This is a genomic window from Alishewanella tabrizica, from assembly GCF_014652375.1.
In the GTDB taxonomy this organism is placed as follows: domain Bacteria; phylum Pseudomonadota; class Gammaproteobacteria; order Enterobacterales; family Alteromonadaceae; genus Alishewanella; species Alishewanella tabrizica.
Genome location: NZ_BMYR01000002.1, coordinates 347,996 through 367,511 on the forward strand (window position 1 = coordinate 347,996; position 19,516 = coordinate 367,511).

Consider the following 19,516-nt stretch of genomic DNA (forward strand, 5'->3'; position numbering starts at 1 on the left):
AAGCGCAGTATGATTAGCTTCCTTCTGATTCCGTTTCTCGCGCCCGAATCACCTGCAACTGCATTAAGCGTCGACTATTGGCTTTGCTAACTTTAAAGGTTAAATCGCCTAGGGTAATACTTTCACCGCGCGCGGGCATATGGCCAAAAGCGTGTAGCACAATACCGCCGATAGTATCGGCATCTTCCTCGTCAAAGGCGGTACCAAAAGTTTCGTTAAATTCATCTAAGGGGGTTAAGGCGCTGACTTGAAACACTCGCGAAGCCATTTTTTTGATATCGTGCTCTTCTGCCTGATCATGCTCATCTTCAATTTCACCCACTATCTGTTCTAAGATATCTTCGATAGTGACTAAACCTGAAACGCCACCGTACTCGTCCACAACAATCGCCATATGATAGCGTTTTTGTCTAAACTCACGTAACAAGGCATCGACCCGCTTACTTTCTGGGATAATCACAGCTGGGCGAATTAAATCGCGCCATTGCCAGTCGGCATTATTCGGATCTAAAGCGTATTGCAGGATATCTTTAACGATTAAAATCCCTTCAATATGATCTTTGTCTTCATTAATAACGGGATAGCGGCTGTGGTTATTTTCAAGCAGGATAGGTAAAACCTCGGACAAAGGCTGTTCGATATCAATCGTCGCCATTTGCGAGCGTGGCACCATAATATCGCGTGCGCGTACTTTGGACACATCCAAAACGCCTTGCAACATATCTTTGGTGTCGGAATCAATCAGTTGCCGCACAGCAGCTTCACTGATGATATCTTCTAAATCTGAAAGATCTTGAGGTTCTGCATTGAAAATACTGGCAATACGTTCTAACCAGCTGCGCCCCGCAGAACCGCGACTAGAGTGTGGGTTGTCTTCACTCATGAGTGAACTTTAGCTCCATAAAAAAAAAGAAATCTATTCATCATCCAATAAATAGGGATTATTGACACCAAGTTGCTGCAAAATTTGGATCTCTTCAACTTCCATCTCTGCTGCATCGTCGTCATTTATATGGTCAAATCCCAATAAATGCAAGCACCCATGTATGACCATGTGCGCCCAGTGTGCTGCGGGTACCTTACCTTGTTCGGCGGCTTCACTTGCCACCACCTGTGCACAGATCACTAGATCACCAAGTAAAGGTAATTCAATACCCGGTGGACACTGGAATGGGAAGCTCAGCACATTGGTTGGCTTGTCCTTAGCACGGTATTGATAATTAAGCTGTTGGCTCTCGGCCTCATCAACAATGCGAATAGTAACTTCCGCCTCTTGTTGAAATGGCAGTACGGCGGCTTCAAGCCAGTGTTGGAACTGCGATGCAGTGGGCAAATCGGTTGCTTGGCTGGCAATTTGCAAATCTAGGATAATGCTCATTTTCGGCGCCACTCACGCGGATCAGCTTCTGTTTTTGGATTCGCGGCTTCAAACGCTTCATAGGCCATGACAATCCGCTGCACGATAGGGTGGCGTACAACATCTTTGGCATTAAAAAAGTTAAAACTGATTTCGGGCACGTTTGATAGCACCTCAATAGCATGTTTTAAACCAGAATATTGCCCACGCGGTAAATCAATTTGCGTAACGTCACCGGTAATCACGGCTTTGGCACTAAAGCCAATGCGGGTTAAAAACATCTTCATTTGTTCGGTGGTGGTATTTTGACTTTCGTCCAAAATAATAAAGGCGTCGTTCAGGGTGCGACCACGCATATAAGCCAGTGGCGCAATTTCAATAATGCCGCGCTCTAAGTATTTTTCGACTTTTTCAAAGCCAAGCATTTCAAATAAGGCATCGTATAAAGGCCGCAGATAAGGATCTACTTTTTGCGCTAAGTCACCAGGTAAAAAACCAAGTTTTTCACCGGCTTCAACCGCTGGGCGGGTAAGCACGATACGTTTAACTTGACCGCTTTCTAGGGCATCTACCGCGCAGGCGACGGCAAGATAGGTTTTACCCGTACCTGCAGGACCAATTCCAAAGCTCACATCATGGTTTAACACATTAGAAACATAAACCGCTTGATTAGGATTACGGGGTTTAATCAAGCCTTTTTTCGTTTTTAAACTGAATTCTTTGACGCTGCCCGGTTCTGCCTGATACTGAATATCAAAGTGTTCGCTGATCAATAAATGAACCTGTTCTGGAGAGATGACTGTAGGCGGATGCTGCGTATTGTCGGTGTGTTGATAAAGCTCACGGATTATAAGCTCTGCGGCCATGACATTAGGCTCAGGGCCTTCAATTTTAAACAGCGTATCGCGATGACTAATGTCAACTAATAAACGCCGTTCGATATGCTTTAGGTTGTCGTCATAAGGACCACATAACAGCGTTAAACGCCGATTGTCAGCTGGGGTTAACTGCAACGCTAGGCTGTGGCTTAGGGGCTTGTTTTGGTTATCGCTGTTCAATACGTCTCTCTCTGTTGCATCCCATAGCGACACTTGCCGCTATGGGTATACTTCAATAAAAGTTAGGGTACAAACGTGGTAACACCCAACTCATTCGCTTTTGCTTGTCTGGCCAAAATTTGTTGGGGTGCGGTATCGCGACGCAAGCCCATTTCAGCTTCCGTACGGATCAAATCGCCTCGTAAAGAATTACTGAACACATCCGTAATTTTTACATCAACAAATTGGCCAATCATCTCGGGTGAACCTTCAAAGTTTACGACTCTATTATTTTCGGTACGGCCAGTCAGTTCCATAATATTTTTCTTGGAAGGACCTTCTACCAAAATACGTTGTTCTGTCCCCAGCATACCACGCGCAATTTTCAATGCCTGCTGATTAATACGATCTTGCAAGATATATAGACGTTGTTTTTTAGCGTCTTCAGTTACATCATCGGGTAAATCCGCTGCCGGCGTGCCAGGACGCGCGCTATAAATAAAACTAAAGCTCATATCAAAGCCAATGGCTTGAATCAAATCCATCGTCGCTTGGAAATCTTCATCTGTTTCGCCAGGGAAGCCGATAATAAAATCAGAGGACATAGCTAAATTAGGACGCACTTTCTTTAGCTTACGAATTTGTGCTTTATATTCTAGTGCAGTATGACCGCGTTTCATTAAGTTTAAGATCCGATCCGAACCCGATTGCACCGGTAAGTGCAAATGATCAACCAGTTCAGGAATATCGCGATATACCTCTATGATGTCGTCGGTGAACTCTACCGGATGAGACGTGGTATAGCGAATACGATCAATACCGTCGATAGTGGCCACTAAGCGTAATAATTCAGAGAAATGACAAATGCTGCCATCATGCGCGGCGCCGCGATAAGCGTTAACATTTTGCCCAAGCAAATTGACTTCACGCACGCCTTGTTGTGCTAGCTGTGCTATCTCAAATAACACATCATCAAGCGGTCGGCTGACTTCTTCGCCACGCGTATAGGGTACGACACAGAAGGTACAGTATTTTGAGCAGCCTTCCATAATAGAGACAAAGGCTGTCGGGCCGTCGGCTTTGGGTTCAGGCAGACGATCAAACTTTTCAATCTCAGGGAAAGACACATCCACTACCGGTGAATGACTACCGCGCACGGCATTAATCATCTCGGGTAAGCGGTGTAGGGTTTGTGGTCCAAACACGATATCGACGAAAGGTGCGCGCTCACGAATAGCTTTACCTTCTTGTGAAGCCACACAGCCGCCAACACCAATAATTAAGTCAGGATTTTTCTCTTTTAGTGGACGCCAGCGACCTAACTGATGAAACACCTTCTCTTGGGCTTTTTCCCGGATTGAGCAGGTGTTTAACAAGATCACATCCGCGTCTTCGGCTTCTTCGGTTAACGTATAGCCATGCGTTGCATCCAATAGGTCAGCCATTTTTGACGAATCGTATTCGTTCATCTGGCAGCCCCAGGTTTTTATATGCAGCTTTTTGCCCATTGTCAGTGGTTACCTGTGTTGTCGCGTCTAAAAAAGGGAGCGTATTTTAGCCTGTAAGTGGCCGCAGTACCAGAGAGCAGCGGAAAAGTCTTTGCCAATTACAGCAGACGCTGGCGTGTTGTTACATAACCCGCGTAAAAAATGACAACGACTCCTGCTATCCAGCTCATAGTAACGGGTTCTTGCCAGAATAAATAGCCAAAGGCACCCGCAAAAATAACACTGCTATAAGTCCACATTCCAATATCACTGGCCGGGGCAATGGCATAGGCACGCGTCATTGCAAGCTGCCCGATGGCGGCTAAAATACCCATGCCAAAAAAAGCCAGCCATACCGCCCCATTTAAGGGCTGCCAGTAAAAAGGAACTGGAATAGCCGATAAGATAGCCGTGAGCAGTGAGAAGTAAAAAACAATGCGGACAGCGGGTTCAGTATCAGACATATAGCGAATAGTGGTTTTGGTGACCGCCACCAAAACGGCAGAAAATAGGGCAACAACCAATACCGCATTGAGGGTTGCATCAGGTGTGGGTAGTGCCAATACCACGCCGACAAAGCCTAATAGTATGCCAAATAGGGTTAAACGTGACGGCCGTTCTTTTAGCCAGAAACGCGCAATAATAGGCACCACAAAGGGCGATAGCAGCAATACCAACATGCCTTGGGCAAGGGGTAAGCGTGCTAACACGTAGAAGAAACAATACATAGAAATAATACCGGTTAAAGCCCGGCTAAGGTGTAAGTACCAACGCTGTGTTTTTAATAACTTAAAGCCATGTTGGTATAAAAACGGCAACATCAGTAGTAATGCAAAAAAGTTACGAAAAAAGACCACCTGCACTTCACTGGCCGTTTCGCTGGTAAACTTTACAATTGCGCCAATACCCGCAAAGCAGGCTTCGGCGAGTAACAGAAGTAGGGCACCTTTAAGCAGGTGAGGAGCCATAACAATTATTCCAAATACAACAATGCTGATGCGCGTAATCGAGCGCGCGCAATTATGCCTGTTCTCTGTGAAGAAAGCGCGGTTGTTGTTACGTCGTTAGGAGGTCGGCGGATTCACGGCAAACTGTTCCGTACCCAGTAGGGCGAGTAACTGCGCTGCAGGTAGGGGCCTACTAAATAAGAAGCCTTGAATTAAAAAACAGCTACGTTTATTGAAGAAAGCTAATTGCTGCTCGGTTTCTACCCCTTCAGCGACACAATATAAACCTAAGCTATTTGCCATACTTAACATGGCTTCGATAATGGTCTCATCATTATGATCAATACCGATATCCTGCACAAAACTACGATCAATTTTTATCGCATCTAAGGGCAGCTCTTTCAAATATTTGAGTGAGGAGTAGCCCGTGCCAAAGTCATCCAGTGCCAGTTTAATCCCCGAATCACTCAATGATTGCATGGTATGCACTGCACTTTGCTGATCGCGCATCAGAGCACTCTCGGTGATTTCAAAGCGTAAACAAGGACAAGGCAGCTGATATTTTTTGAGTAAGGCCAGCACGGTTTCTGCCAGAGCGGGTTGCTCTAAATGTTGGGTTGAAAGATTCACCGATACGTAAAGTTCATAACCGGCAGCACGCCAGCGCGCAACATCGGCTAATGCTCGCTCCAGGAGCTGTTGTGTCATATTAACAATTAAGCGTAAATCTTCTGCCAAAGGAATAAATTCGGCAGGCGAGATCATGCCCTCTGAACTTTGCCAACGTAATAACACTTCTACCCCGACAATGCTTTGGTGTGCACTGTCTATGATCGGTTGGTAATAATTTACAAATTCTTGTTGTTGTAACGCTTTACGCAGTCGCGTTTCTCTGGCGAGTTGCATGTGCGCTTTTTCATTCATTTCTTTAATAAAGAATTGGAAGTTATTACGACCTGCTTCTTTGGCATGATACATCGCCACATCAGCATGTTTCATTAATTCAGTCCCGTTGAGTGCGTCATCGGGATAAACGGCAATACCAATGCTGGGCGATACGCCAACACTGTCGGAACCCAATTGCATGGGTTCACTGATCACGGTAAGCATTTTACGGGCAACATGGCTGATATTATTATTATTTTTATAACCCTCTAACAAAATAACAAACTCATCTCCCCCTAAGCGTGCCACAGTATCACTGTCACGTAGGGTAAGTTTTAAACGCCGAGCCACTTCTTTAAGCATTAAATCGCCAATATCGTGGCCCAGAGAATCGTTAATATGCTTAAATTTATCTAAATCAATAAAACACAGCGCAAGAGAACGTTGTTGGCGTTTGGCTTGCTCAATACCATGTTGAATACGATCCATTAATAAAGCGCGGTTAGGTAACCCTGTTAATGCATCATAATTGGCTAAATAACGTAATTCGTCTTCTGCCGCTTTTTGAGCAGTGATATCCGTAAACACCAACACAAAAAAAGTCACATCTTGTTGGCCAACGGCACTGACATTAATTAATGTCGGGCGCTCACGGCCATCAGGGGTAATCACCTGTTCTTCGCCCTGCCAATGCTGTCCCGTTACCAATTCTTTGAGCAGCTTTGTGTAAAACCGTCGGCGCACGAGACTGATGCCTAAATGATGACTTCTTGGGCTATCTAAATAGGGCTCAATTCCGCCAAATGCTTGGCAAAACGAGTGGTTAGCAGCAATTACTCGTTGGCGATTGTCTAATATGACGACCCAATCTCGGGTTTGCTGAAAGGCTTCACCAAATAAACGTGCCTTTTCTTCATTGGCTTTGGTCTCGGTAATATTGCTGTAAGTCCCCAGTATTTTTAAGGGCGCCTGTTGTTCATCCAGTTCAGTGACCCGACCTTGATCTCGGAACCAAAGCCAACGGCCATCTTTATGACGCATGCGATAAGTAAGATCAAACCACTGATCAGGTTGTTTCAGTAAGCGCTGCCAATGTTGCTCAAATTCTGGCAAATCGTCAGGATGAATTAGCGAGCAATGTTGTTGCCAAGTAATGGTGTGCATCAGTTCATTGGTGCCCAACATACGTGGTAGCCGACTTGAGACTAAGGCGTGATTATGAGCCGACCATTCAAAAACACCGCTATTTACCGATGTTAATGCTTGCGTTAAGCGTTGCTCACTGGTTTTAACTTGTAAATGTGCTTGTTTTAACAGAAATTGTTGTTGTTGCCGCTTGCGCCAATAACTCCAAGCAATACTGCCAAGCAATAACAGGTAGCACAGATAGGCTAGCGGTGAGCGCCAAAGAGGTGGCGCAATATACAGCTGCAGTGTAGCGGGTTCACTTTCTTGCTGGGTGAGCGGATGAATTGCTACTACATTAAAGTCATAGGTTCCAGGCGGTAATTGGGGGAAAATGACTTGGCTGTCAAATTGCGCAGGATAATGATTATTTTGTTTACCACTTAACCAAAAGCGATAAGCAATTTTATGATTATTATGAAAGCTCATGGCACTAAAACTGAGTTTTAAGCCGGTATCATTATGCGATAAAGTAAACTGCCGATTATTTAAAAAACCATGCACGGCGCGTGGTTGGCCCGCTAACACAGAAAAATCGGTGATCACCACGTTTAAATTGTCTTGGGTATGCAGTAGCTTGTCAGGCGTCACGGTCACGGCGCCGCGTATCCCGCCGAACACAATACGACCGTCTTCTAATACGGCTGCCGCGCCATCATTAAAGTCGTTATAGGCTAAGCCATCGGCTTTACTAAAATAGTCGATTTGCAACGTTATTGGATCTAAACGTGCAAGTCCTTCTCGTGAAGAAAACCAAATAAAACCCGCGTGATCTAATCGTAAAGAAAAGACTTCATTGCTGCGTAATCGATTATCTACAGAAAAAGTATGTATTAGGTTAAAGGTATCGGTTTGAAAACCAAGTAAACCAACACCTTGCATGCCGATCCACAAGGTACCGTGTTGATCATATAGCATACTTGTAGCATAGCGATTGAGCTGTGGGAGATAGTCTGCATGTTGATACAGTAGTGTTAAGTCACCGTTATTCGGTTCAAAGCGCCACAATTGATCTGCTGCACTGAGTAACCAGCTTTTATCCTTTAGTTGTCCTAAAATACTGCCAAAATGTAAATTAGGGAGGTGCTGGTTTAATGGCGCTATAGGGGATATCTGACCGCTTGAGGGCTCATAGCGGTAAAAGTGCTTTTGTTGTTTGATAATCAGCGTACCACGCTCGGTATCAAAGTATTGTGCTCGTGCTTCTGGACCAAGCAGTGCTGCCGTTGCAGCATCTTGCGTTATGGGTAAAACGAGTTCTTTCTTATTTAAATCAAAAGCATGAATGCCTGTAATTGTCGTAAGCCAGAGGATGTTATTCGGTGCTGCAACCACATGGCTGATATTACCAGCATGCCACATTTGATTGGGCTGACTATTGACTAAAAATGTACTTATCGTTTGCTCGGTTAAATCTACACGGTTTAAGCCATTAGTGGTTGCTAACCACAGTGCCCGATCATCAGGCCAAATATGGGTAATATTATTACTACTTAATTCGTTAGGCTGCTTTGTTAATTGTTGAAAGGCTTGGCTTTTAGGATGCCAATAAAACGCGCCTTCTGAACGGTTTGCTAACCATATTCCCCCGTTAGTATCGTGGTTAAAATCAACAATAGTGTGGTCCAATAACATAGGATTATCACGAAAACTAAGGATCTCCTCTGTTTGCCCGTTAGCGTTTAGGTGATAGAGCCCGATATCGGTGGCCGCATGTAATTGATCAGCAACCGTTGCCAAATGCCAGATGTTACGTTCTGCCAGTACGTGTTTAGGTGCATACGACTGCCCTTGTTCGAGGTAGGCTTGTATTCCTGCAACCGGCATTTTAAATAGGCCCGATACCGTGCCAACGTACAAATATTCATTATCAAGAAACAGCGACTTGGTATGGAGTTGATCAGGCGTGGGCTGATTAATAGAGTGAGGTAAATGGGGAAGATACTGATGTTTACCGTTTTGCATATTGTAATGAATAACACCGTTAAAAGTGGCAATAAACAGGTGCTGTTGCGATAACAATAGATAGCGTATCCAACCCTTAGGATGGCCAATAGAGCTTAGATCAAAAATTTTGGTCAGCTGTCGATCTGTGATGCGAAGTTTATAAACGGCTTGATTAACGACAAACAACAAATGATCCGTATCGTACTCTATTACGGCTAAAATGGTCGATTCATATGGATGGCCTGATTCACGTGGCGCTGTAACAAACAGATCAAACCTACCTGCAGCGGCATCATACAAATATAATCCTGTATTATCTGCGCTTAACCAGAGTCGGCCTTGACTGTCTTCTAAAATATCATTGAATGAAATTTCTGATAAGCGATAATCTTTAGTATGCAATTCAATGATTTGGTTACCATCGTAGCGATTGATACCGCCTGCAGTAGCTATCCACAAAAAACCTTGCTTATCAATATGCAAATCTCGCACAGCGCCTTGTGAGAGGCCATGCTCTGGCGTCAATGGCAGCATGATCGACCTTGCATTGACTGCAAAGATACTGCAAAGCAGTAAAAGCAAAAAGCTAAGCCATCTCACCGGGGAATAAACCTATTTTTTTATTTTAAATAACGCTGTGCAACATATAACGAGCAAGCTGCTTTTGTCTAGTGGCGATGATTTTATTAGCAAAAGTGCATGAATAACTATTGGCTAAATAAACTGACAGCAACCAGTGCAGAAAGTAGAAGTAAAATAAGCGTAAACTGATGTTGTTGAAGACGTAATAGCCGATTTAAATCGGCTAAATTGGGTTCGTTTGTTTGCTGTAATCGGATACGTCTTACCAACTGCTGTTGGTAATAAAGCGGACCGACCAAACTCACGTGTAGCGTGCGACTGACATGTTGTAAAAGCCATAATTTTGTCAGGGGCAATGGCTGCCCTTCAGAGGGAGCAGGAAGCGGGGCGGCGGTGTGTGTTTTCAGGCTTTGTAAACGGTATAACAGGGCGCTGAGGCTATAAGGTATTGCACATAAGAGCGCATGTAAACGACATGCCGCTTGTCCAAAATATTGATAAGTCGTTAACTTTACAGACCATTGTTGGCTGGCAATTTGGCAAAGCCGATAGCAAAGTAATCCCATGGCACCGGCGATGAGGTACCAAAATACCATTGCTATAATGTGTTGGCTAAATCTTAAGGTGAGGCTTTCAATTATTGCTTTAATCAAACCCAGTTGACTAAGCGGTTTGGTATCGCGTAAAAGCAAAAGTCGGGCTTGGGTGCGCGCCAAACTGAGTAAGGATTTATCTAGGTTTTGCCCGATACGCTGCGCCTGTGCTTGGTAAAGCTGCCAATTACTACAACATAATAAGACGATGGCATCAATTAATAGCGACCAACTGGCTAAAAGGTAGGTGCAGGCCAACAGGATCATCGGCAAACCCACCGCTAAAAGCAGTGCCATGACACCGGAAGTGTGTTGTTGCATCGTTGTTCGAGATAAGTTTAGATGCACTTTTGCCGCTAAAGCCTGACAAAACAACGCAAAAAAACTCAGGGGATGATACGCCAATGGAATAGGAATAATGCGACCACATAGCATTGCTGCAATAAGCAGCAATGCTGATAACGAAAAATCAGAAAACACCATGGCGTCGCTTATAAATTAAGCTCCGCAATGGCACCTAATAATTCGACGACCATCGCCGAGCTATTTTTTGAAGCCACAGCAAGGTAGGCTTCAAAGGATTCTGGCGATTCTTTACCCGCAATATCACTTAAACTGCGGATCACGACAAAAGGCGTGTTAAGCATGTGGCAGCTTTGGGCAATTGCTGCGCCTTCCATTTCTACGGCAAGCATTGTGGGGAATTGTTGCCGAGTAAGGGCGATGCGAGCAGGATCACACATAAAACTATCGCCCGTGGCGATGAGCCCTTTTTTGGTTTTGCAATAGCCTAAAGCGGCAATACTTTGCTCGGCAGCCGCTATCAAAGCGGGGTGGGCAAGATACGCCGCTGGCATTTGAGGAACTTGGCCAAGTTCGTAGCCAAAAGCGGTTACATCAACATCATGATGTCTCACTTCAGTACTAATGACGACATCGCCAACATTAAGTTCCGGATCAAAACCACCTGCCGAACCGGTATTTATTACGCAATCAGGTTTAAATTGAGTAATCATTAACGTTGTAGCGACAGCTGATGCGACTTTACCAATTCCTGACTGAACCACGACAACATTTTTACCGGCTAAGGTGCCAAGATAAAAAACAAAGCCTCCCAGCTGTTCAGTGCGGCTTTGTTGTAATTGTTGTTTCAAGAGCGCGATCTCCGGTTCCATCGCGCCAATAATACCGATAAGTTGCATGAGCCAGCCTCAACGAATGTCGTTAAATAAGTTTAAAACAAGATTATATACGTAATTACACTGCACGAGAATCCGTAACCGAGGCTAGTTTAGTGCTAAAGCATAAATAACAGTGAAGCAGGCAAGCCATCTATCAGCTGGCCTGCCTACTGCATTATTGATGCAAATTAATGGTGGCTGCAGCGTGTCCTGACGTTAATTTGCCTTGCTGATAATCGCGAATAGCTTGCTCAATTTCTGTCATGCTGTTCATCACAAAGGGACCATATTGGACGATTGGCTCACGGATGGGTTTTGCTGCCAATACCAGAAATTTAGCTGCGTGGTGGGCAAACACGGTTACGGTTCCTTCCGTGGTAAGAACCGCCGCATGGTGCTCAGCGATATGCGAGCTTGCATCAGAACCTAATTGTACTGAACCTTCATAGGGGTAAAGTAACGCATTATGACCATCCGTAATGGGAAACGTGATCTGGCTGCCTGCGGCCAGATGGATATCAAAATACAGCGGCTCAGTGCTTAATCCTTGGATTGGGCCAGCCCATTGCTGCTGCTGATAATGAAATACCCCTGCGATCACTTTAACACTGATACCTTGTGCCGGTGTTGCCACTGGGATTTGTGCCGGTGTGATGTCAACATAAGCAGCCGCTTTCATTTTTTCCGCCGCAGGGAGATTTAACCAAAGCTGAAATCCACGCATTAAGCCTGATTCTTGTTGTGGCATCTCTGAGTGAATAATACCCCGTCCCGCCGTCATCCATTGTACTCCACCGCTGGTTAGATGACCTTTGTTACCCAAATGGTCTTCGTGCAACATGTGGCCATCCAGCATGTAGGTTACGGTTTCAAATCCTCGGTGTGGGTGAGCCGGAAAACCTGCGATGTAATCGTTGGCTTGCTCTGATCCAAAACAATCCAACATCAGGAAGGGATCCAGTCGGATTTGCGGTGATTGCCCTAAACTTCGTTTGATTTTTACACCTGCGCCATCAGAGACAGTTATCGCCGGTATGAGCTGTTTTAATGAACGCATAGAACCTCCCAAGAGTAATTACAGATATTAAAGCTGAAAAATGCTGACAGATAAATGGCAAAATACCCATACTACTCTTCGATATATTAGAAAGGTATGCGGGTTCAGTGACTGTTAAGGCGCATCTAATAGAATGACGACATTGATTAAACGCCTTGTCTTGTGGCGAACCCCATGGAGAGTGTTATGAAAAAAATATTAATTGCATCAATCGCTGCGGCGTCTTTGTTCAGTGCAATGAGTCATGCCGATATTCGCTGGAACACTATTGGCGCTGGTTACAGCGATGCTGCGGGGGATGGCCCCTATATTGAAGGTTCATATTTATTGAGCCCCAGCTTTGTATTGCATGCTGATTATAGTCGTCAATCTGTGGGCCGAGCAGATTTTAATGTGCTTGATGTTGGCATAAATTATTTGACGAATTTTAAATTGGATTTTGCCCCGCGTAGCCAAACTTACCTCACGGTTGGGATTGACAGTATTTCTGGTGATGCTGACGAGAGTGGTATCTATGTTGGTGCCGGCGTTAAGCATCCATTAACGCCTGAAGTCGAGTTGTACACACAAGCAACGTATCATAGCATCGCTGATAATTATGGCAGTTTAGCTGGGGGAATTGCCTATTTTGTTAGTCCAGATTGGGCGATTCGCAGTAGCATTGCGTTAAACAGCGGAGAGACTAAAAATGAATTTCGTTTTGGTGTAACGTACCAGTTTTAAATAGGCGTTGCAGTTGCCTTCAGCAACTCTTATCATTGAAAAAATGACAAAGGATACGTTTTGCTAGGAGTGACAATCGCATGTTGGACGATTTTTTTATTCAGCTAAGTACTGAGCCGGATTCGATTAATTTTGCGCAAACCATCGCGGTAATTGATGAACATTATCATTTTACACCGGTTGCTTTTCAAAATGGCGAGCAGCAGAACGCTGCGGGTGAAAACAGCGGCTCCTGCAAAGTGTTTGCGTTCGGATTGATGCATCAATTGTCTGCCCCGCAAACCTTACAGTTGTTTGGTGAGTATTATCGTCAGGTAATGGATACCCCTAACGGTACGGATCATCAAAATATTCGCAATTTCTTACGTACAGGTTGGCATGGTGTGGTGTTTAGTGCACCCGCGCTACAGTTAAAATCAGGTTAAGAACTTGTCCAGTAGATAGCTAAAAAATAAGGCCAGTTAGCACTGGCCTTATTTATTTTACATGATGCGTTATACCATCACATTAATCGTTTGACCAAGATTACCAACAGGCTGTGCTGCAGCGGTTTGTTCAACCCCTTGCATGGCACTTTGCACCAATGACATGGCCATTTGTGCTTGTTGATCCTGTTGCTTTTTAGCCATAACAGCGCCCAACACTTCAAAAGCTTGAGCAGACGCAAGTGCGCCAACGGATTGACTCATGGAACCTCCTATCAGCAAAACGTCATTTAGTTATCGGCCAAGATGGCATAAACTTTAGGTGGAGTTATAGTGTTAATGCATTATTTTCGTAAAAAGTGTCAAAAATAATTGAGTGAACAATATCGGCAGAAGGGTAAGCGTTTTTTTGGGTGAGTATCCTTGGGGTGAATGCCGCCTGTTGCAGCAGGCGGCATTCGATCTTAGCGCGGAGTGACTCATTTCTCCAAAGCGTTAAGAAACTTGGATAAGCGCAGTGGATTGCGCCTTAATTTGTGAATGTGACAAAGCAGGAGCCATCAACTTTCCAACCACAGGGCTATTAGCTGCTACTGTAGGTTTTAGCGAGCGAATAGGGCGGGTCGGCCCTTTTTTCACTAAGCCTTTCAATAAAGGCTCGGCTTTGGGCGCGGGTTTGCCCAGCTTCATGGCCAAAGCAGCTTGTAATTCTGTTACGCTATACCCAGCTTTAATACCTATACGAAGATAAGGCACGCCCGCAGCCTCTAACGCGCCACTAACAAACCAATCGGGTACTGCTTTATGCCCCTCTTTGCTGTGCGTATTAACTAAGTCTAGTACAGCAATAACTTTCATGCTGTCAGGCTCGCACAACACATAGTCTAGGTATTTTGCGTTTAGCTTTAGTGCGATGCTCCGACGGCTTTTATCTGAGGCCGGTTCGCGCACATCCAGTACATCGGCCAATTTTACTCGGTTTACGATACGATATTCGTTTTGCACTGCTTTTTCTAACAACCCTAAAAAAGACCGTTCTACCGGACTTAGCAACGCGGGCTTGCGCTGAACTTGAAACGGATTGCTGTTGTCAATAAAACGACTGGCAACGAGCGCAATCACGATCACCAGTACCACTAATAACAGCATGATAAATTCCATGCGCCCCTCCGACGAAAAATTGACGAATCAAAAGACTACAATGACTAAGCATAAGGCATGCCACTTTTTTGTATTATTGTTTAGAACGCTATTTCTGTAGGTGATGCTAGTCATTGTTTCCATTAATGGCTTTTATAGTTCATTTCAGCATATAGTTAGGGTAACTGAAACATTACAAGGATTCGATCATGGCAACAGCAACGGTTTCCTGTGGCGCATTAACGATAAAAGGCATATTAAAAGCAGAATATCAGCAGATATTAACGCCTGAAGCAACACACTTTGTGGCTGAGTTAGTCGCGCGTTTTCGGCCGCAATTGCAAGACCTACTTGCCGCACGTCAGGAACGCCAAGCCCATTTCGATGGCGGAGCCTTGCCCGATTTTTTACCAGAAACCGCGGCTATCCGTGCCGGTGATTGGCACGTCGCGGCCTTGCCACATGATCTCCAAGATCGTCGGGTAGAAATTACCGGGCCTGTTGATCGAAAAATGATAATTAATGCCTTAAATGCGGATGTAAAAGTGTTTATGGCGGATTTTGAAGATTCGCAAACGCCCAGCTGGGATGGCCTTATTGAAGGGCAAATTAATTTACGCGACGCCAATTTAGGGACTATCAGTCATACTGATCCACAAAGTGGTAAACACTATGCTCTCAATAAGCAATCTACGTTATTGATTGCCAGGGTAAGAGGCTTACATTTATGGGAGAAACATGTAGAGCTAGATGGCGAACAAATCCCAGGCAGTCTGTTCGATTTTGCGTTGTATTTTTTTCATAACTATAAAATTCGTATGGAAAAAGGCACTGGGGTGTATTTTTATTTGCCGAAATTGCAAAGTCATCTAGAAGCAAAATGGTGGGATGAGGTGTTTCGTTTCACAGAACAGCGCTTCCAAGTACCCATTGGGACTATTCGTGCCACCGTGCTCATTGAAACGCTGCCGGCAGCCTTTGAGATGGACGAAATTTTATATATGTTAAAAGATCACATTGTGGCATTGAACTGCGGCAGATGGGATTATATTTTTAGCTATATCAAAACGTTAAATAATCACCCAGACCGTGTTTTGCCTGATCGCCAAGTGGTGACTATGCATCAACCCTTTTTAAATGCCTATTCGCGCTTGTTGATTAAAACGTGTCATAAACGTGGCGCGTTAGCCATGGGAGGAATGGCGGCCTTTATTCCAGCTAAAGACGCTGCCGCTAATGAGGCTATTTTAGCACGCGTAAAAGCTGATAAAGAATTAGAAGCTAGCAATGGTCATGATGGTACTTGGGTGGCTCATCCTGGCTTAGCGGCTACGGCTAATGCGGTGTTTGCTCACTATTTAGCAGATAACCCAAACCAACTTAGTGTCAGCCGAGCAGAAGATGCGCCTATTACGGCAGAAGCATTATTAGCTCCTTGTGAAGGTGAGCGAACCGAGCAAGGTATGCGCACGAATATTCGTGTCGCCCTGCAATATCTTGCCGCGTGGATCAGTGGCAAAGGCTGTGTTCCTATTTATGGTTTAATGGAAGATGCTGCAACGGCTGAGATTTCTAGAACGTCGATTTGGCAATGGATCAAACATGGTAAAAGTTTAAGTAATGGTAAATTGATTACCGCAACCCTATTTGCTTCTTTTTTAGAGGAAGAAGCAAAGGTGGTGTTAGCTGAAGTCGGTGTTGATGTGTGGCAAAACCAAAATTTTGAACGCGCTAAAACACTGTTACTCGACATCACCACAGCAGAAACGTTGGTAGACTTCCTAACCCTACCGGCGTACCAATTGCTGGAATAATCTACAGCTAAAACGTAATAAACCTGAATGACAAGGCGCCTTAGGGCGCCTTTTTTGTTTTGTTAATTAGAAGCTTAGTTGAGCTCGTCGGCGGTTTCGCTGATAAGTCTCCTAAACCAGATATGACTGGCATCTTGATGAAGTAACGGGCTCCAAATCATTTTTAATTCAATGGAGGGAATGGCAAAAGGCGGATCCATAATGGCCATCGTGCTATCTTTTTCATAGAGTTTTGCCGCGCGAGTGGGGAGTGTCGCAATCAAATCAATGCCAACCGCTAAGTGCATCGCCACATGATAGTTGCGGGTAAATACTGTAATATTTCGTTGCTTGCCCAGCTTCGCGAGCGCTTCGTCTACCCATCCGAGTTTCTGAACATCTTTTGGATCCATACCAACGCCCACACCAAAGCCTGTTTTACTGACCCAAATATGCTGTGCCTTTAAATAGCTATCTAAATTAAATTGTTGCAACACCGGATTTTGTCGATTAATTAAACATGAAAAACTGTCGCGCCAGACGGTTTTTTGGTGAAACGATTGGGGCAGTTGATCAAAACGGTTAATCGCCATATCGACTTTGCCATTTTCTACATCGTGAAAGGTGACATCTGACGGTGTCATAATATCTAAACTGGTAAAAGGGGCCTGTACTCGCAGTTTTTTCAATAACGCGGGGATCAATGTAGAGGCCGCATAATCGCTTGCCATGATCCGAAAAACCCGTCGGCTTTGTGATGGTTCAAAATCTTTGTTGGGTTGTAAGGTTTCTTCAAGGGTGAGCAAAACGCCGCGTACTATTGGTGCCAGTTCGCGTGCCCGTTCGGTAGGGACCATGCCATCGGATGTCCGTACTAAAATGGGATCATTCAACACATCGCGGAGACGTTTCAAGCCGTTACTCATCGCCGGTTGGGTAATATTCAGTTGGTTAGCGGCGCGAGTCACATTCTTTTCGCGCAGTAAAACATCGAGATACACCAAGAGATTGAGGTCCATCTTATTAATATTCATCGGCTTAATACCTGAGTAGAGTGTGTATTGCTTAGATGAATCATATCATTGCCATTTCATTAGCCCAAGTAACGCTTTTACTATTCACTCAAAAAATGATGGGAATCAAAAAAATCACCTATATGAATTCAGTTTTTGTTGTCTATAGTGAAAGCACACCAACAGGGTTACTGTTACCAGCAAAGAGGAAATCATTATGTCGGCTTATCAAGATCAGATTAATCAGTTAGCAGCGGTTTGTAAGGGACAGCAAGGTTGGAATGCGATTAGTCCAGAATATGCTGCGCGTATGCGTTTACAAAACCGTTTTCATACCGGTTTAGATATTGCCAAATATACCGCCAAAATTATGCGTGAAGATATGGCAGCATACGATGCCGATAGCAGCCAATACACGCAGTCTTTAGGTTGCTGGCATGGTTTTGTTGGACAACAGAAGTTAATCGCCATTAAAAAACACTTTGGCACTACTAAACGCAAATATCTGTATTTATCTGGTTGGATGATTGCGGCGCTGCGCTCAGAGTTTGGCCCGCTGCCAGATCAGTCAATGCACGAAAAAACCGCTGTACCAGCCTTAATTGCTGAGCTGTACACCTTTTTAAAACAAGCCGATGCCCGTGAGCTGGCGGGGTTGTTCCATGAATTAGATGCCGCTAAGGCCGCAGGTGATAGCGCTAAAGCGGCTGCAGTGCAAAGTAAAATTGATAATTTTGAAACGCATGTAGTACCCATTATTGCAGATATCGATGCCGGTTTTGGTAACGAAGAAGCTACCTATTTACTGGCCAAGAAAATGATTGAAGCCGGTGCCTGTGCGATTCAAATTGAAAACCAGGTATCAGACGAAAAGCAATGTGGTCACCAAGATGGCAAAGTAACGGTACCGCATGCTGATTTCTTAGCAAAAATTAACGCCGTGCGTTATGCCTTTTTAGAGCTGGGTGTTGATGATGGCGTAATTGTAGCGCGCACCGACTCCTTAGGCGCAGGTTTAACCAAGCAAATTGCTGTTACCAATGAGCCAGGCGATTTAGGCGATAAATATAACAGTTTCTTAGATGGTGATTACATTACCAGTGCTGAAGATATTGCCAACGGTGATGTGGTGGTAAAAGCCAACGGTAAGCTGTTAAAACCAAAACGTTTAGCCAGTGGTTTGTTTCAATTTAAACCAGGCTCTGGTGTGGACCGTGTGGTACTGGATTGTATTACCTCATTGCAAAATGGTGCTGATTTACTGTGGATTGAAACTGAGAAGCCGCATATCGGCCAGATTAAAGAGATGGTTGACCGTATCCGCGAAGTGGTACCAGGCGCGAAGTTGGTATACAACAATAGTCCATCCTTTAACTGGACCCTGAATTTCCGTCAGCAAGTGTTCGATGCGTGGCAAGCTGCAGGTAAAGATGTGTCAGCTTATGCTCGTGCTGGCTTAATGAGTGCGGAGTATGATGCCACTGAATTGGCGCTGGAAGCGGATAACCGTATTCGGACTTTCCAAGCGGATGCAGCGCGTGAAGCGGGTATTTTCCATCACCTGATCACACTACCAACCTATCACACTGCGGCCTTGTCTACGGACAATCTAGCAAAAGAGTACTTCGGTGCCGCAGGTATGCTGGGTTATGTTGAAGGTGTACAGCGCAAAGAAATTCGTCAAGGTATTGCCTGTGTGAAACACCAGAATATGTCAGGTTCTGATATTGGTGATGATCATAAAGAATACTTCTCAGGTGAAGCGGCATTAAAAGCCGGTGGTGCCCATAACACCATGAACCAGTTCTAAGTTTTTGCAACGTGGTCAGGTAACTGACATTTGGGCAGCCATTGGCTGCCCTTTTTTATGTTTACTACTTTATTGCCTGCCTGTGTCATTAACTGACACTATTTACCACCACGATATCAATTCGCTAGTTTTTTGACTCTACAGGATTTGCATGATCAAGTCACTTTTGCTAATTACGGATAAAATACATCCACATACTTAATAGAATGCTACAGTGATCATACCTGTTACCCGTAGTTTTTCTGATACTTTGATAAATGCCTTAGATAATGTCCAAACATAATAGTCTTTACGCTTTAAAGTGTGACGATGCTAAATAAAAGAAAGGCCGTCATATTTTGTTTTGTAGCGAAC

16 protein-coding genes are annotated in these 19,516 nt (G+C 44.5%); 4 read left to right on the forward strand and 12 right to left on the reverse strand.

Annotated features, from left to right (window positions below; all coding sequences use genetic code 11):
• Positions 1–13: 13 nt before the first annotated feature.
• The 9 genes from IE070_RS03890 to IE070_RS03930 all read right to left on the reverse strand — a co-directional run bounded on the left by IE070_RS03890 (position 14) and on the right by IE070_RS03930 (position 12,258).
• Positions 14–883, reverse strand: a complete 870-nt coding sequence (locus IE070_RS03890; protein WP_189480653.1) for a CorC family transporter — start codon at positions 881–883, stop codon at positions 14–16.
• 33 nt (positions 884–916) lie between these two features.
• The gene (ybeY, locus tag IE070_RS03895) at positions 917–1,378 is read right to left on the reverse strand and encodes an rRNA maturation RNase YbeY (protein WP_189480655.1); all 462 of its coding nucleotides are present in this window, start codon (positions 1,376–1,378) and stop codon (positions 917–919) included.
• Positions 1,375–2,415, reverse strand: a complete 1,041-nt coding sequence (locus IE070_RS03900) for a PhoH family protein (protein ID WP_189480657.1) — start codon at positions 2,413–2,415, stop codon at positions 1,375–1,377. Before IE070_RS03900 ends, ybeY begins: the two co-directional genes overlap by 4 nt.
• A 62-nt stretch (positions 2,416–2,477) precedes the next feature.
• Entirely contained in the window at positions 2,478–3,902 is a 1,425-nt protein-coding gene (gene miaB / locus IE070_RS03905) for a tRNA (N6-isopentenyl adenosine(37)-C2)-methylthiotransferase MiaB (protein WP_189480659.1), read from the reverse strand.
• Between the two features lie 98 nt (positions 3,903–4,000).
• Entirely contained in the window at positions 4,001–4,849 is an 849-nt protein-coding gene (locus IE070_RS03910) for a DMT family transporter (RefSeq protein WP_189480661.1), read from the reverse strand.
• A 96-nt stretch (positions 4,850–4,945) separates the two neighbouring features.
• Positions 4,946–9,379 carry an EAL domain-containing protein gene (locus IE070_RS03915; RefSeq protein WP_189480663.1) on the reverse strand — a complete coding sequence of 1,478 codons (4,434 nt, stop codon included), beginning with the start codon at positions 9,377–9,379 and terminating at the stop codon, positions 4,946–4,948.
• Positions 9,380–9,552: 173 nt separating this feature from the next.
• On the reverse strand, positions 9,553–10,503 hold the full coding sequence (locus IE070_RS03920; RefSeq protein WP_229796909.1) for a cobalamin biosynthesis protein CobD/CbiB: 951 nt from the start codon (positions 10,501–10,503) through the stop codon (positions 9,553–9,555).
• A gap of 8 nt (positions 10,504–10,511) precedes the next feature.
• A complete protein-coding gene (gene mtnN / locus IE070_RS03925) occupies positions 10,512–11,222 on the reverse strand; it encodes a 5'-methylthioadenosine/S-adenosylhomocysteine nucleosidase (RefSeq protein WP_189480666.1) in 711 nt (236 codons plus the stop codon).
• Between the two features lie 154 nt (positions 11,223–11,376).
• A complete protein-coding gene (locus IE070_RS03930) occupies positions 11,377–12,258 on the reverse strand; it encodes a pirin family protein (protein WP_189480668.1) in 882 nt (293 codons plus the stop codon).
• A 186-nt stretch (positions 12,259–12,444) separates the two neighbouring features.
• Here IE070_RS03930 and IE070_RS03935 point away from each other — a divergent pair, with 186 nt between their 5' ends.
• A complete protein-coding gene (locus IE070_RS03935; RefSeq protein ID WP_189480670.1) occupies positions 12,445–12,981 on the forward strand; it encodes a hypothetical protein in 537 nt (178 codons plus the stop codon).
• An 80-nt stretch (positions 12,982–13,061) separates the two neighbouring features.
• Positions 13,062–13,406, forward strand: coding sequence for a HopJ type III effector protein (locus tag IE070_RS03940; RefSeq protein ID WP_189480672.1), 345 nt, complete (start codon positions 13,062–13,064; stop codon positions 13,404–13,406).
• A 69-nt stretch (positions 13,407–13,475) separates the two neighbouring features.
• Here IE070_RS03940 and IE070_RS03945 read toward each other — a convergent pair whose 3' ends face one another.
• Both IE070_RS03945 and IE070_RS03950 read right to left on the reverse strand, forming a co-directional pair.
• The gene (locus IE070_RS03945) at positions 13,476–13,670 is read right to left on the reverse strand and encodes a hypothetical protein (RefSeq protein ID WP_189480674.1); all 195 of its coding nucleotides are present in this window, start codon (positions 13,668–13,670) and stop codon (positions 13,476–13,478) included.
• 231 nt (positions 13,671–13,901) lie between these two features.
• Entirely contained in the window at positions 13,902–14,567 is a 666-nt protein-coding gene (locus IE070_RS03950; protein ID WP_189480676.1) for a DUF2726 domain-containing protein, read from the reverse strand.
• Between the two features lie 188 nt (positions 14,568–14,755).
• Here IE070_RS03950 and aceB point away from each other — a divergent pair, with 188 nt between their 5' ends.
• Positions 14,756–16,360, forward strand: coding sequence for a malate synthase A (gene aceB, locus IE070_RS03955; RefSeq protein WP_189480678.1), 1,605 nt, complete (start codon positions 14,756–14,758; stop codon positions 16,358–16,360).
• A 74-nt stretch (positions 16,361–16,434) separates the two neighbouring features.
• Here the strand turns inward: aceB and IE070_RS03960 are convergent, their stop codons facing one another.
• On the reverse strand, positions 16,435–17,373 hold the full coding sequence (locus tag IE070_RS03960) for a LysR family transcriptional regulator (protein WP_189480680.1): 939 nt from the start codon (positions 17,371–17,373) through the stop codon (positions 16,435–16,437).
• Between the two features lie 196 nt (positions 17,374–17,569).
• On the opposite strand from IE070_RS03960, the gene IE070_RS03965 reads away from it, so the two are divergent.
• On the forward strand, positions 17,570–19,162 hold the full coding sequence (locus IE070_RS03965; protein WP_189480682.1) for an isocitrate lyase: 1,593 nt from the start codon (positions 17,570–17,572) through the stop codon (positions 19,160–19,162).
• The last annotated feature ends 354 nt before the right edge of the window (positions 19,163–19,516 follow it).